The sequence below is a fragment of the Amycolatopsis sacchari genome, assembly GCF_900114035.1.
Lineage (GTDB): Bacteria > Actinomycetota > Actinomycetes > Mycobacteriales > Pseudonocardiaceae > Amycolatopsis_E > Amycolatopsis_E sacchari.
Window position 1 is genome coordinate 334,457 of the sequence record NZ_FORP01000006.1, and the last position, 13,074, is coordinate 347,530.

Sequence of the window (13,074 nt, forward strand, 5' to 3'; positions counted from 1 at the left end):
GAGTTCACCGCGCACACGGTCTTTTGCCTCGTTCGCCGGCAGGCGGGTGGGCCTTGGTGCAGGTCGTGGTGGTCGGCTCGGTGCTCGGAGCGGCCGGTGGGGGTGCGGGCGGCTGGGCCGTGCTGGTGACGGGCGGGGGTGTGCGGATCGAGGTGACGGTCGGCGCCGGCGAGTTCGGGCGACGGCACGGCGGACCCCACAGCCCGGTGCCCGCCTGCCTCGCGGCGGTCTCGGCGTCGGCGAGGCGTGGGTCGCCTGCCGCGAGCGGGTCCGGAGAGTATTTCGCGTAGCCGTTCCGCAAAGCGATCATCGAATAGTTCGTGCCGTCCGGAAGGTCGATCATGGCGAGTGATCCGGATCCGGTGTCGACGATTTCGGCGGTCACCCTGTCGCCGGTCAAGAAAGCGCTTGCCCAGTTGGCCGACTCGATGGAGAAACAATCTCCGGCGGCGGGGGCCGCGAGACCCGCGGCCCGAATTGAAAGCGCTTTCCCACTCGGATCCGCAAGGTCCACAGTGGTGCCACGGACACTCATGACGGTGTAGGTAGTCGCAGCTGGGTGCGGGGGAAGGGGGGACGGGGTGGCCGCAGCGGTGCTGTCCGGCACGGCCGGCCTGCCGAAAACCGCGGTCACGGTGAACAGCGCTCCGAATGCGGTCAGCGTGATCTTGAGCCAGAGCGGCACAGGTCTGTTCAGCACGGGGGCTTCTCTTTTTCCGGGGGTGCGCGATTTACTTTTCCGGGGTTGCGGGAAGATTAGCGGCCGATGGCACCCCTGGACACCCCGCGGCTGACCCCGGACGGCCGTTTCCCCGCCGCCACCGCCGAATTCACCGCACTCGACGTGCGGACCACCGGCCTGCGCCCGGGGCACGTCGTGGAGGTGGCGGCGGTGCGCGTGCGAGCCGACGGCACGACGGTCGCCGAGTTCGCCACGCTCGTGAACCCCGGCTGGCACGTGGCGCCGGGGCCGGCGCCGCTGCACCGGATCAGCCGCCGCGAGCTGGACCGCGCGCCGGAGTTCCGCGAAGTGCTGGGGCCGCTGCTCGACCTGTGTCACGGCAGCGTGGTGGTGGCCCACAACCTGCCGTTCCTGCGGGAGTTCCTCGCCGCCGAGGTGGCGCGGCTGGACGTGGAGCTGCCGCCGCTGCCCGCGGTGTGCACGCTCGACGCGGCGCGTCAGGTGCTGGGCCTGCCCAACGTGCTGCTGAGCACGGTCGCGGTGGCGCTCGGCCTCGGCGAGTTCCCCGCCCACCTGGCGCTGGCCCACGCGCGCACGGTGGCGGCGGTGGCGTCGTCACTGGTCACGACGCACGGCCTGTTGTTCACGGCACCCCCGTCGTACCCACCGCTGCCGAGGCTCCCGGCGAGCGGCCACCTGTTCCCGCGCGGCGAGGCCGCGGTGCGGGAGCAGGTGTGGCTCGCCGACCTGACGGCCCGGCTGCGGCTGAGCGAACGGGAACCGCGGCACGAGGCGTACCGGCAGGCGCTGACCGCGGCGGTCGCGGACGTGGACTTCACCCCGGACGACGCGGCGGAGCTGACGACGGTCGCGATGGACGGGGGTATCCCCGCCGGCCGCGCGCACCTGGAGTTCGTGACGGCGCTGCGCGAGGTCGCGGAGGAGGACGGCGCGCTGGCCGAGGCCGAGGCGGCGGACCTGACGGCACTCGCGAAGATGCTCGGGGTGCCCGAGGCCGTCGGCGAGCTGCGCCACGCCCAGCACCCCGAGCCGCGCAGGCTGCTGGTGCTGGGCGAGACGCAGGAGTCGGACGCACTGCGGGCGGCGGCGCTCGCGGCGGGCATCCAGCTCGCGAGGGAGCTCGCCCCCTCGGTCACGCACATAGCCCTCACCGACGACGTCCCCCGGCACGACCCGCGCCTGACGGAGGCCAGGGAGCTCGGCATCGCGGTACTGGACCTCGGCTCGGCGTGGCCGGCACTGGGCCTGCTCGACCCGGCGGCCACCGCCCCGCTCGCCCGCCCGCTGTCCGCGCCGCGCACCCTCCCCGCGGCGCACGTCTGGGCCGCGAGGGGCCTCATGGTCGCCGGCCTGGCCGTGATGCTGTTCTCGCTGCTCACCCTCGTCGCCGGCGCCCCACTGGCCAGCTCGGCGGCGCTGGCCGTACTCGGCGTCGCGGCCCTGTGCACAGGCTGGTACCTGAGCGAGCCGATGGTGCGTTAGCTGCCCGCCACGGGAAAGCGGTGCTCGTTCCGGTCCAGCTTCGCCTCGGCGGCGGCCAGCAGGTCCACGCCCAGCACGTCGGCCAGGCGGAGCAGGTACAGCACCACGTCGGCCAGTTCGTCGTGCACGTTCGCGGCCAGGTCGGGGTCCTCCAGCGCCCGTGCGGACTCCTCCGGCGTCAGCCACTGGAACAGCGCCGTCAGCTCGCCGACCTCGCCGGACAGGGCCATGACCAGGTTCTTCGGGGTGTGGTACCGCTCCCAGTCGCGGGCGGCCGCGAACTCGCGGAGGCGGGAGACGATCTCGTCGAGGGTCACGGCGACGAAGTATGACCCGTGTGAGGTGCGAGTCCTCCATCCGTGCGCGCGGAACGCATGCGGTATCACTGTGGGTATGTCGCCGATCCCCGAGCTCCAGCAACGGCAGATCGATCGTTGGTGTGAACGGCGCGTCCCGGCGGACAAACGGATCGTCTCCCGCTGGCGCGGGCGCATGGTGACCCTGGTGGAGAAGCGCCCCGAGTGGTCCGTCGAGCCCGGCGAGCGACCCTTCGCGCAGCTGCGGTACGGCGTGGACGGCATGTGGACCCTCTACTACTGGTCCGAGGAGCTGGGCCGCTGGCGGAAGTACCCGGACAGCGTCCGCGAGAACTCACCCGTCCCGCTCCTCGCCGACATCGATCGCAGCACCTACGGGGAGTACTTCTTCACCGGTTGAGCTGACACAGAGTGGCCGCCACCTGCGGAAAGACAACGCTCCTGGGTGACCGTGGTCGCCTTTCGGGTCCGGCAGGATGGTCCGGGTGAACCCGGACCTGCGCGCGTACCTGCGCTCGCTCGACGCGGAGACGCTGGCCGAGCTGCTGTACGCCGAGGCGGAGCGGGACACCCGGTTGCGGCAGGAGCTCGAGGCCCGGGCGGCGACCGCGAGCAAGGCCGGCCCGGCGCTCGACGTCCTCGAACGCCTGCTCGACGCCGGCACCCAGGCCGATCTCACCCCGCTCGCCCGCCGCACCCTCGACGGGCTCACCCACGCGACCGCCGCGGAACGCCGCCGCGCGCTCGCCCTCTACGCGCGCGCCTGCGCGACCCACCCACCGGCGCCGGACCAGCTCGCCGACTGGCTCCTCGGCCTCGCCTTCCACCGCCCCGACTGGCCGGAGGCCGACCTCGCGCAGTTCGCCGGCGCGCTCGGCGACGCCGGCCTGGCCCGTATCAAGTCCACTGTGGACGCTCTGCTGGCCGGCAAACCCGGCCCGCGCCGGGACACCGCGCGCCGCCTCGCCGAGCAACTCGCCGAGGTCACCGGCGACGTCGACACGCTGCTGGGCATCCTCGCCGCGAAGCCGCCGACGCAGGAGGTGGGGCTGCGCATCATCCGCGCGCTGCGGTCGGCGGGACGGCACGGCGAGGCGATCGCGTACGCCGCGCGCACGTTGGTGCACGGCGAACGCCCCCGCGGCGGCCTGCTCGCCCTGCGCCGCGCCGAGTTCCGCCGCAACCCCGGCCCCGCGAGCTACACCGCCCTCCGCGAGGCCGCCGGTGAGCAGTGGCCGCAGGAGCGCACCGCCGCGCTGACCGCGCTCGCCGAGCAGGAACCCGCGGCCGCGATCCCCGTCTACCGCCTGTACGTCGAGGAACTGATCGCGCAGAAGGACGTTTCCTGCTACCAGCAGGCGGTCCGCGTGCTCAAGGAGCTGCGTGCCCTGCACCGCCGCGCCGGGACCGCCGACGAGTTCCCGCCGTACCTCGGCAGGCTCCTCGACCGGCACCGCCGCAAGACCCGCTTGCTCGTGGAGATCCGCAACGCCCGGATCGCCATGCCGAAGACCGTGGCGCACCGGGGCACTGCCACGATGAGCGCATGAGTCCGGTCAGCCGCGGTCGCAAGAAGAAGAACAAGAAGAAGCCCGCCACGCCGGACGCCGGGCTGCGTGCCGGTTTCGAAGACGCGCTCGAGGCGTTCGAGGAGGTCGCGGACTCCGACGACGTGCTCGACGTCGAACTGCTGACCTCCGAGGTGCTCGGCAGCTTCTGGCTCGTCGGCGACCCGCACGCCGCGACTCACGAGATCGGCTTCCCGCTCGTCAGCTACGCCGCCGCGAAGCAGAACGCCGCCGGGTTCGCGCTGCTCTGCGCGCTGCAAGCGCTTTCTCCCGGCGACGAACTGCGTGAACGGGCCCGCGCGGCCGCCGCGAGGCTCGCCGCGCTCGGCATGCGGGAGCCCGCCTGGGCGGCCGCGCTCGGCGAGGTCGTGGTCGAGGAGTGCCACCACCAGACCGACGTGTACGGGGACCAGTCGTTCCTGCTGTTCCTGTGCGAGCGCGGCGGCCGGCGGCACGGGCTCGTCGTCGAGACCGACCGCTACGCCGGGGTGCTGGAGGCGTACCTGACGACCGAGCACGAGGAGATCCTCGCCGAGCTGGCGCAGAACCGGCACGAGCTGCTGGTCACCGGTCCGCTCGCGTTGCCGAAGGCCCGCCGGATCGTCGAGGACGCGATGGCCGTCAACGACCAGGTGGCGGCCCAGCTGCTCGAACCGGTGGCCGACGACCCGGTCACCGACGCCCGCGCCCACCTGCTCGCCCGGCTGCTCGCCATGCCGCCGGCCGAACCGCGGCCGGAGCCGCGACCGCACGACGAGGACGTGGTGCGGCGGTTCCTCGACGAGCACGGGAGCTCCGGCGCCGGGTACCTGCGGGAGCTGGTCGAGTTCGGCGAGGACGTCGACGAGGGCGAGCCGCTGCGGGTCAGCCCCGGGAAGTTCGAGTTCTTCCTCGACGACCTGCTGCACGCGCAGGACCCCGACGACGACGCGCTGGAGTCGCTGCGGGACGTCTCACTCGCGTGGGCGGGCTGGCAGGGGCGGCGCCAGGGCCTGTCCGACGCCGCGGTCGAGCACCTGCTCGCCGAGGTCGAGGAGATCTTCGACGACTTCTTCGCGCACGACGAGGAAGAAGCGGCGGGAGAGCTCCCGGTGGCCTTGCGGCGGTAGGCCAGGATGTGCCGGTGACCGATCTCCGGGGCTACCTCCGCTCGCTCGACGCCGAGACCCTCGCCGAACTGCTGTACGAGCAGGCCGGACGTGACCCGGAACTGCACGCGCGGCTCGCGCTGCGGGCGGGAGGGGAGTCCGCCGACGCGCTCGGCCCCGGTGAGGCCACGAAGATCGTCGCGGTGCTGGACACCCTGCAGCGGCTGCTCGACGCCGGTTCCACGGCCGACCTGGCGCCGCTGGCCCGGCGCACGGTCGACCGGATCCTCAAGGCGCAACAGGACGATCCGGGCGTGCTGCGCAAGGCCCTCGCGCTCTACGCTCGCGCGTGCGCGGCGCATCCGCCCGCGGACCTCGCCGACTCGCTTGCGGCGCTCGCGCTCGACCACGGCGTCGCGGTCGAGCTGCCCGCTTTCGCGCAGGCGCTGGGCAGCACCGGGCTCGCGCGCCTGAAGTCCATTGTGGACGATGCGGGCGGCCCGGCCGCGGCGAAACTCGCCGAACAGGTCGCGGAACTCTCCGGCGATGTCGACGCTCTGCTGGAGATCCTCAAGCGACAGCCGCAACGGCTCGACGTGCGGCTCAAGATCGTGCGCGTGCTGCGGGGTGCCGGGAGGACGGCCGAGGCCGTCGCGTACGCCGCCCGAGCGCTCAACCAGAACGACGACGCGGTCAAATCCCGTGGCGCCGAATTCCGTCGTGCGCCTTCGGAAAAGACTTTCCTCGCGTTGCGCGAGGCCGCTGTCGAACTCGGCCGGTGGGAAACGGAACGGGAATCCGCGCTGGCGGTGCTCCGCGAGCACGCGGAAACGGGGGAACAGGGCGCCGACGAACTCGTGCGCGCGCTGCTCGCCGAAGAACGCCCCGACGAGGCCTGGCAGGCGGCCCGCCGGTACCCGTGCTCGCTGCCAGTGCTGCTGCACGTCGCCGAGCTGCGGGAAAGCACCGCTCCGGGTGAGGTGTTAGACGTGTACAAACTCCATGTCAATCACCTGATCGAGCAGAAAGACGCGGCGCATTACGAACAGGCCGCGAAGTGCCTGCGCAAGATCCGGCAGTTGCACCGGAAGGCGGGCACACCGGAGGAATTCGGGCAGTACCTGGCCGGACTCGTGGCCGTCCACAAGCGCAAGGCGCGGTTGATCACCGAAATCCGCCAGGCGCGGATCGCGTTGCCCAAGGGGTGACGGGAACCCCGGCGCGCGCCGGTGCCACTATGTGACGCATGACCGAGCTGCCCCAGCAGGAATCCAGCGACGCCGCCGAGAGCGGGAGCGAACTCCTCGAGGAGGTCCTGCGTGAGTTCGCCGAACTGGACTCGGCCGCCGAGCCGCTGCGCGTCGAGCTGGTCACGTCCGAGATCCTGGGCGAGTGGTGGGAGGCCGGCGACGACCTGGCCGCCGAGCTGATCGAGTTCGCCGAGGTCGCGCCGGAGCCGGAGCGGCTCGTCGCCCCGCTGGCGGCCCTGCGGGCGCTGGCGCCCACCGAGGAGCAGCGCGAGGCCGCCGGGTTCGCACTGGACAAGCTGGGCCTCGGCGAGCCGGACTGGGCGCGTTCGCTCAACCAGGTCACCGTCGGCGAGTGCTGGCGCACCGCCGACGTGTACGGCGACGAAACCTCGGTCCTGTGCGTGTTCGGCGAGGGCGAGTCGGCGCACGGGCTGCTCGTGTCGATCGGCTACGCCCTGTTCGGCGGCTGGGCGGACGAGGCGGTGATCGTCGAGTCACCCGCCGAGGTGATCGCCGAGATGCAGGGGCAGGCCGCGGAGAGCGGCAACCTCGTCACGTGCGAGCGGATCACGCCCGGCCGCGCGCACCAGCTGCTCGCCGACGCGTTCGTCGGCACCGAGCTGCAGACCGAGCCCGAGGTCACCGACGACTACGTGCGCTTCCGCGCGCTCGCGATGGCCCGCACCCGCGCGCTGCCCGAGCCCGAGCCCGCCGACCCGCCGCGCGTGCTGTCCACCGAGGAGCAGGCCGAGGCGATCGACGCGTTCTTCCTCGCCACCCCCGAGGTCGAGGACACCGAGGCCGCCAGGGTGTGCGCGCTGCGGCTCATCGAGTTCGGCCTCGAGCACGACCCCCGTGACCCGCTGCGCGTCGGCCCCGACAAGCTGGCCTCGTTCGTCGACCTGGTCGACGACGGCGCGATCGAGCTGACCGACGAGCAGGACGAGGCGCTGGAGCGGGTGCTGCCCGCGTGGGCGCGCTGGGGCGCGGTGCGCGACGGCCTGCCGGAGGACGCCGTCGAACCGCTGCTCGAAGCGGTCGAGGACCGCATCTACGAGCGCACCCTCGAAACCGAGTCCACGCTCGACGCCTACCTCGACGGCGCGGAGGACCTCGACGAGGCGGGCGCCGCCGACGTGCTGGAGCGCCGCCAGTTCGCGATCCCCTCGGTCTACACGGAGATCGCCGACGAGGAGGTCGAACTTGACCCCTCGGACCCGGAGCAGCGCCGCCTGCTGGTCATCGGCGAGCACCCGGACTTCCAGGAGTCACTGGCGGAGGACGACCTCGACGAGGAGGCCTTCCTGCGGCTGGCCGCCCACACGACGGTCGTGGACCAGCTGTGGGACGACGAGCCGCCCGAGGTGTGGCAGACGGCCCAGCGGCTGCTCGCCAGGGGTCTCCACCGCGCCGACGTCCTCGCGCAGCTGGCGGGGGTGCTGGAAGAGCGGCTGGAGACGGGTGAGGGCGACAGCCTCGAGTTCGACCTCGACGACTACCTCCGCGCCCTCGACGAACTGGGCTGACGCCTCACGGCCCCGCCGTGGGCTCGGGGGTCTTCTCCGCGCGGTCCGCGAGCGCGTCGTCGAAGTCCACGACGAACGCTCCGGCCGCCATCGCGAGCAGCACCACGATGCCCAGCACCGCGCCGATCCACGTGAACACCGCATTCAGCATCGGCGTGCCTCCTCCCTGGTCGAGGTGCGTTTTCCTGCTCAATCCAGGGTGCGGTCCACCGGATGCGGGCGGTATCGGCCAACCGGTTACTGACCGGGTGACAACATCAGCCGTTCGGCCGAGCCCCCACTACAGCTTGCGCAGCCGGACGCGGTTGATCGAATGGTCGGCGTCCTTCCGCAGGACCAGGGTGGCCCTCGGCCGGGTGGGCCGGATGTTCTCGATGAGGTTCGGCTCGTTGATCGTGCGCCACAGGTGCAGCGCCTCGGCGCGGGCCTCGTCGTCCGGCAGGTCGGCGTAGTGGTGGAAGTGCGAGGCCGGGTCGGCGAACGCGGTCTGGCGCAGCTTGAGGAACCGCTCGACGTACCAGTGCTCGATGTCCTCGGTGTGCGCGTCCACGTAGATCGAGAAGTCGAACAGGTCCGACACCATCAGCCGCGGGCCGGGCTGCAGCACGTTCAGGCCCTCGATGATGAGGATGTCCGGCTGGCGCACGACCTGCTCCTCGCCGGGCACGATGTCGTAGGCCAGGTGCGAGTAGACGGGCGCGCTGACCTCCTCGGCGCCGGACTTCACCTCGGCGACGAACCGCAGCAGCGCGCGCCGGTCGTAGCTCTCCGGGAAACCCTTGCGGTGCATGATGCCGCGCCGGACCAGTTCGGCCCGCGGGTAGAGGAACCCGTCGGTGGTGACGAGGTCGACGCGCGGGTGGTCGGGCCAGCGGGCGAGCAGGGTGCGCAGCAGGCGCGCGGTGGTCGACTTGCCGACGGCGACGCTGCCGGCGATGCCGATCACGAACGGCACCTTCGTGCCCCGGCAGTCCTCGCCGAGGAACGTCGTGGTCGCCTCGTACAGCCGTTGCCTGGCGGCGACCTGCAGGTTGATCAACCGGGACAGCGGGAGGTAGACCTCCGCGACCTCGTTGAGGTCCACCTGCTCGCCGAGCCCCCGCAGGCGCAGCAGTTCCTCGGCGGTCAGCGGCAGGGGAGTGCTGCGCCGCAGCTCTCGCCATTGCTCCCGGTCCAGTTCGACGTAGGGGCTGAGCTCACGAACCCGCGGCATTCCCACACTCCTTGCCCGTCGGTGGGCTGGCGTCGATACAGCGCCTTGCGGGGGTTCCCGCACCCCGTCGGTCCTCCTGAGCCGATCCTCCTTCGTCGGATCCGCTCCGTGTGGTGCCTCCGAAGTAGCGCCCCTTTTACGGTAGGTCGAACCGCGGAGAACCGCCCTGTGAGTTACTGCACGCCGAAGACCTCGGCCCAGGCCGCGGCGACCTGACGGGCGCAGGTTTCCGGGCGCACGCCGCCAACGCCGGTACCGAGCCCCGGCATCGCGATGGTGTCCACCACGGCACGCACGTCCACGCCGTGTTCCAGCCTGCCGTCGCGCCACTTCAGGAACACCGCGCGGGCCGCGAGGTACGGGTGCACGGTGTCCTCGGGCAGGCGTTCACCCGGCTCACGCATCGTCGGCGCGCTGATCAGCCACGCGGGCGCGGGTTCGCCGGTGGGCACGATCACCGCTTCGCCGATGGGCAGTTCACCACCGTGGTAGGCGAGCACGGCACTGCGCACGTTCTGCTCGATCTCCGGGAACGCCCTGGCGTACACGGCGTCGATACCGCCACGCATCCAGCCGAAGGAGTTCGCCGGGCTCACGACGGCCTCCGCCGCCACGTCGAGCACCGAGCCGTGGTGCACGCGGACCGAGCCCTTCAGCCGGTCCAGAACCGAGTGCCAGGCACGGAAGAGCGGCTCGTCGACAGCGCACAGCACGAGCGACGGAGTGGAGGGGGAGACCCGATCGTCGGTGCCCTTGGACGTGGCGTGCGTGCCCGAATCGGCGGTCACGCGTACACCATGCCAAAAAATGCCACTTCCGGTAACTCCCGGAGTCCCGCACCGCCTGAACAGACCAGTGCTTCCCTGCCGATAACCTGGCGTAGTGACACGGATCGCATACTTCGGACCCGAGGGGACCTTCACCGAGCAGGCGGCGCGCTCGCTCGCCGCGGACGGGGACGAGCTCGTTCCATTCGAGACGATCCCGCTCGCGCTCTCGGCTGTGCGCAAGGGCGAAACCGACGCCGCGTGCGTGCCGGTGGAGAACTCCGTCGAAGGCGTCGTGCCCGCGACGCTCGACACCCTCGCCGAGGGCGAGCCGTTGATCGCCTTCGCCGAAGCGTTGCTGCCGGTGCACTTCAGCGTGCTGACCCGGCCCGGCACCACCGAGATCCGCACGGTCGCGAGCCACCCGCACGCGCTCGCGCAGGTGCGGCTGTGGGTCGAGGCGAACCTGCCCGGCGCGAGGTCCGTCGCCACGTCGTCCACGGCCGCCGCGGCGGTCGCCGTGCAACGCGGTGACTTCGACGCCGCCGTGACCGCGCCCGTCGCGGTCCAGCACTACCCGCTGGAGGTGCGGGCCACCGAGGTCGCCGACGTGCGGGACGCGCGGACCCGGTTCCTGCTGGTCCGCAGGCCGCGGCAGCCGCTGCCGGAGCCGACGGGGGCCGACCGCACGTCGATCGTCGCGGCCGCCGCGAACCGCACCGGCGCGCTCGCCGAGCTGCTCACCGAGCTGGCGGGCCGCGGCATCAACCTGACGCGCCTCGACGCGCGTCCCGCCCGGGGGAACTTCGGCGAGTACCGGTTCTTCATCGACTTCGAGGGCCACGTCGCCGAGCCGCGCATCGGGGACGCGCTCACCGCGCTGCGCCGCCGCTGCCGCAACGTCCGGTTCCTCGGCTCGCACCCCCGCGCGGACGGGGTTCGAGCCACGATCGCCGAATCGGCGGGCAACGAGGACTTCGTCGACGCCGCGGACTGGGTCGCGGCCGTCCGCCGGGGGGAGCAGGCGTGAAGCTGTACCTGATCCGGCACGCCGAGAGCACGGCGAACGTGCGGAAGATCCTGGACACGGCGCTACCGGGGCCGCCGCTCACCGACCTGGGACAACTGCAGGCGCAAGCGCTTGCGGACCGGCTCGCCGGTGAACCGATCGCCGCCGTCTACGCCTCGCGCGCCATCCGCGCCCAGCAGACCGCGGCGCCGCTGGCCGCCGCGCTGATGCGGGAGGTGCAGGTGATCGACGGCGTGCACGAGATCAACGTCGGTGACCTGGAGGGGCGGGGCGACCGGGAGGCGCTGGTGGCGTACGCCGCCACGGTCCACCCGTGGACGAGGGGTGACCTGGAGGTCGCGATGCCCGGCGGCGAGAGCGGGCAGCAGGTGCGGGCGCGGTACCTGGCGGCGGTCGCGGAGCTGCGGGCGAAGCACGAGCAGGACCCGGCGATCGCGCTCGTCAGCCACGGTGGCGCGATCCGGGTGGCGGCGGAGTGGCTGGCGGACAACGTGCGGCCGGAGCTGGCGGACCAGGGGCTCATCCCGAACACGGGGATCGTCGAGCTGGAGTCCGTGCCCTCCGGCGGCTGGACCTGCCTGACCTGGGTCGGCATCGAAATGTGAATCGCCTTGTTGCGTTTTCACCTGTCGTGGCGACTTCCGGTAACAAAATGGCATGGTCCACACAACCCGGTGCGTGGCCCGAACGTCTCCCGGGTAGTGCTCGAACAGCACAGGGAGGCGAGAACATGGTGCGAGTGAGGATCTCTCGGATCGGACTGGCGGCCGCCGCGGCCGGGATCGCGGTCGGCGTGGCCGCGTGCGGCCAGGGGACGGACAACGCCCAGCCCCAGCCGAGCACGACGACCACGACCGCGAGCTCGGAGAGCACGTCGGCGAGCCCGAGCCCGACGACGTCGACCAGCACGACGACGCAGGCGCAGGGGGCCCCGCCCGCGACGCAGACCGACAACGGGCTGTGCAAGTCGGGCGACCTGAAGCTTTCACTCGGCCGGGGGGACGCGGCGGCCGGCACCGTGTACCGGCCGCTGGTCTTCACCAACGTCAGCAGCCACTCGTGCGTCATCCAGGGCTTCCCCGGCGTGTCGTACGTCGGCGGTGCGGACGGGCACCAGGTCGGCCCGGCGGCGTTCCGCGAGGGCACGAAGGGGGCGCCGGTCACCCTGAACAAGGGCGAAACCGCGTCGGCGGCGATCGGGTTCGTGAACGTGCAGAACTTCGACACGGTGGCGTGCCAGCCGCAGCCGGTGCGGGGCCTGCGCGTGTACCCGCCGCAGGAGACGGCGTCGATGTTCGTCGAGATGCCGGGCACGGGCTGCGCGAACGACAAGATCCCCGGCAACCAGCTCACGGTCAAGACGATCGTCAAGGGGAGCAACGCGCAGTAGCGGTCAGACCTGGCCGCACAACCGGTGCGCCTGGGTCAGGTGCCTGCGCCCGGCGGGGTCGGCGAAGTTCAGGCTGATCACCATGCGGCTCACGCCGTCCAGGTGGTCGGCCAGCTCGTCGTACGCGGGGTTCTGCGCGGCCGCCGCGGCGGAGAGGTCCCGTGCGGCGGTGATGTGCTGGACCACGCCGGGTGCGAGCACCGCCTGGCTGACGAAGGACGTCGGCAGGGTCCCGGCCCGCTCGAAAGCCCCGCACGCGGCGCGGGCGTCCTGGGTGGCGGAACTGGCACTGCTGGCGCCGGCCCACAGCAACCCCATCACGAGCATCCCGACGCCGAACCCGATCACCCCGCCCAGCACCAGCGGCCGCCGCGAAGCGACCGGCTCGCCCAGTGCCCCGTCCTCGGGATCAGAACGCATGGGGCATTCCAGCACCCCAGCACGGACGGAACGGCTTTTGCGGCCAGTCCGTTATCAGAAGACCCACCTGGCAGTGGCCCCACCACCCGCGCAACCGCCACCCGGCAACGGAACTGCGGGAGCCCCACGCACCCCACGGCCACCCGGCAATGCGAAGCGAGCGGCCACACCGCCCACACCCACCCCCGCCCCGATCCCCAGCCGCACTTACGGCCGATCCGGCGGGATGCTCCTATGGTTGTCAAGGGATGTTTGTGCTGGTGGTGGGGTGGTGGAGGGTGTTGTAGATTTCGCGGGCTAGGTAGCGTTTGAGGCAGCGG

Annotated in this window: 15 protein-coding genes; 9 read left to right on the forward strand and 6 right to left on the reverse strand. The window is 72.0% G+C overall.

Going from position 1 to position 13,074, the window contains the following annotated elements; all coding sequences use genetic code 11:
- Positions 1-4: 4 nt before the first annotated feature.
- The gene (locus tag BMZ92_RS36845) at positions 5-700 is read right to left on the reverse strand and encodes a thermonuclease family protein (RefSeq protein WP_143249860.1); all 696 of its coding nucleotides are present in this window, start codon (positions 698-700) and stop codon (positions 5-7) included.
- A 66-nt stretch (positions 701-766) separates the two neighbouring features.
- Between BMZ92_RS36845 and BMZ92_RS13785 the strand changes: the two genes are divergently transcribed.
- Positions 767-2,185 carry an exonuclease domain-containing protein gene (locus BMZ92_RS13785; RefSeq protein WP_091506982.1) on the forward strand — a complete coding sequence of 473 codons (1,419 nt, stop codon included), beginning with the start codon at positions 767-769 and terminating at the stop codon, positions 2,183-2,185.
- Here the strand turns inward: BMZ92_RS13785 and BMZ92_RS13790 are convergent.
- Positions 2,182-2,502, reverse strand: a complete 321-nt coding sequence (locus BMZ92_RS13790) for a nucleotide pyrophosphohydrolase (RefSeq protein ID WP_091506986.1) — start codon at positions 2,500-2,502, stop codon at positions 2,182-2,184. The two genes, BMZ92_RS13785 and BMZ92_RS13790, sit on opposite strands and share 4 nt — an antisense overlap.
- A gap of 76 nt (positions 2,503-2,578) precedes the next feature.
- Here BMZ92_RS13790 and BMZ92_RS13795 point away from each other — a divergent pair, with 76 nt between their 5' ends.
- From BMZ92_RS13795 to BMZ92_RS13815, 5 genes are all read left to right on the forward strand, one after another.
- Positions 2,579-2,902: a DUF3024 domain-containing protein gene (locus tag BMZ92_RS13795; RefSeq protein ID WP_091506991.1), complete on the forward strand. Its 324-nt coding sequence runs from the start codon at positions 2,579-2,581 to the stop codon at positions 2,900-2,902.
- A 76-nt stretch (positions 2,903-2,978) separates the two neighbouring features.
- Positions 2,979-4,052, forward strand: coding sequence for a hypothetical protein (locus BMZ92_RS13800; protein ID WP_091506995.1), 1,074 nt, complete (start codon positions 2,979-2,981; stop codon positions 4,050-4,052).
- Complete coding sequence (locus BMZ92_RS13805) at positions 4,049-5,179, forward strand: hypothetical protein (RefSeq protein ID WP_091506999.1); 1,131 nt, start codon at positions 4,049-4,051, stop codon at positions 5,177-5,179. The genes BMZ92_RS13800 and BMZ92_RS13805 overlap by 4 nt, the downstream gene beginning before the upstream one ends.
- Positions 5,180-5,193: 14 nt before the next feature.
- Positions 5,194-6,366, forward strand: a complete 1,173-nt coding sequence (locus BMZ92_RS13810; protein ID WP_091507003.1) for a hypothetical protein — start codon at positions 5,194-5,196, stop codon at positions 6,364-6,366.
- Positions 6,367-6,404: 38 nt separating this feature from the next.
- Positions 6,405-7,934, forward strand: coding sequence for a hypothetical protein (locus tag BMZ92_RS13815; RefSeq protein WP_091507008.1), 1,530 nt, complete (start codon positions 6,405-6,407; stop codon positions 7,932-7,934).
- A 4-nt stretch (positions 7,935-7,938) separates the two neighbouring features.
- Here the strand turns inward: BMZ92_RS13815 and BMZ92_RS37375 are convergent, their stop codons facing one another.
- The 3 genes from BMZ92_RS37375 to BMZ92_RS13825 all read right to left on the reverse strand — a co-directional run bounded on the left by BMZ92_RS37375 (position 7,939) and on the right by BMZ92_RS13825 (position 9,935).
- Positions 7,939-8,085: a hypothetical protein gene (locus BMZ92_RS37375; protein ID WP_177228677.1), complete on the reverse strand. Its 147-nt coding sequence runs from the start codon at positions 8,083-8,085 to the stop codon at positions 7,939-7,941.
- A 129-nt stretch (positions 8,086-8,214) separates the two neighbouring features.
- A complete protein-coding gene (gene coaA / locus BMZ92_RS13820) occupies positions 8,215-9,147 on the reverse strand; it encodes a type I pantothenate kinase (protein WP_091507011.1) in 933 nt (310 codons plus the stop codon).
- Positions 9,148-9,320: 173 nt separating this feature from the next.
- Complete coding sequence (locus BMZ92_RS13825; protein ID WP_091507014.1) at positions 9,321-9,935, reverse strand: macro domain-containing protein; 615 nt, start codon at positions 9,933-9,935, stop codon at positions 9,321-9,323.
- A 94-nt stretch (positions 9,936-10,029) separates the two neighbouring features.
- Between BMZ92_RS13825 and pheA the strand changes: the two genes are divergently transcribed.
- From pheA to BMZ92_RS13840, 3 genes are all read left to right on the forward strand, one after another.
- A complete protein-coding gene (pheA, locus tag BMZ92_RS13830) occupies positions 10,030-10,944 on the forward strand; it encodes a prephenate dehydratase (RefSeq protein ID WP_091507016.1) in 915 nt (304 codons plus the stop codon).
- Positions 10,941-11,549, forward strand: a complete 609-nt coding sequence (locus BMZ92_RS13835) for a histidine phosphatase family protein (protein ID WP_091507018.1) — start codon at positions 10,941-10,943, stop codon at positions 11,547-11,549. The genes pheA and BMZ92_RS13835 overlap by 4 nt, the downstream gene beginning before the upstream one ends.
- 125 nt (positions 11,550-11,674) lie before the next feature.
- Positions 11,675-12,334, forward strand: coding sequence for a DUF4232 domain-containing protein (locus tag BMZ92_RS13840; protein ID WP_091507021.1), 660 nt, complete (start codon positions 11,675-11,677; stop codon positions 12,332-12,334).
- Positions 12,335-12,337: 3 nt separating this feature from the next.
- Here the strand turns inward: BMZ92_RS13840 and BMZ92_RS13845 are convergent, their stop codons facing one another.
- A complete protein-coding gene (locus BMZ92_RS13845) occupies positions 12,338-12,754 on the reverse strand; it encodes a hypothetical protein (protein ID WP_091507023.1) in 417 nt (138 codons plus the stop codon).
- Positions 12,755-13,074 lie beyond the last annotated feature (320 nt).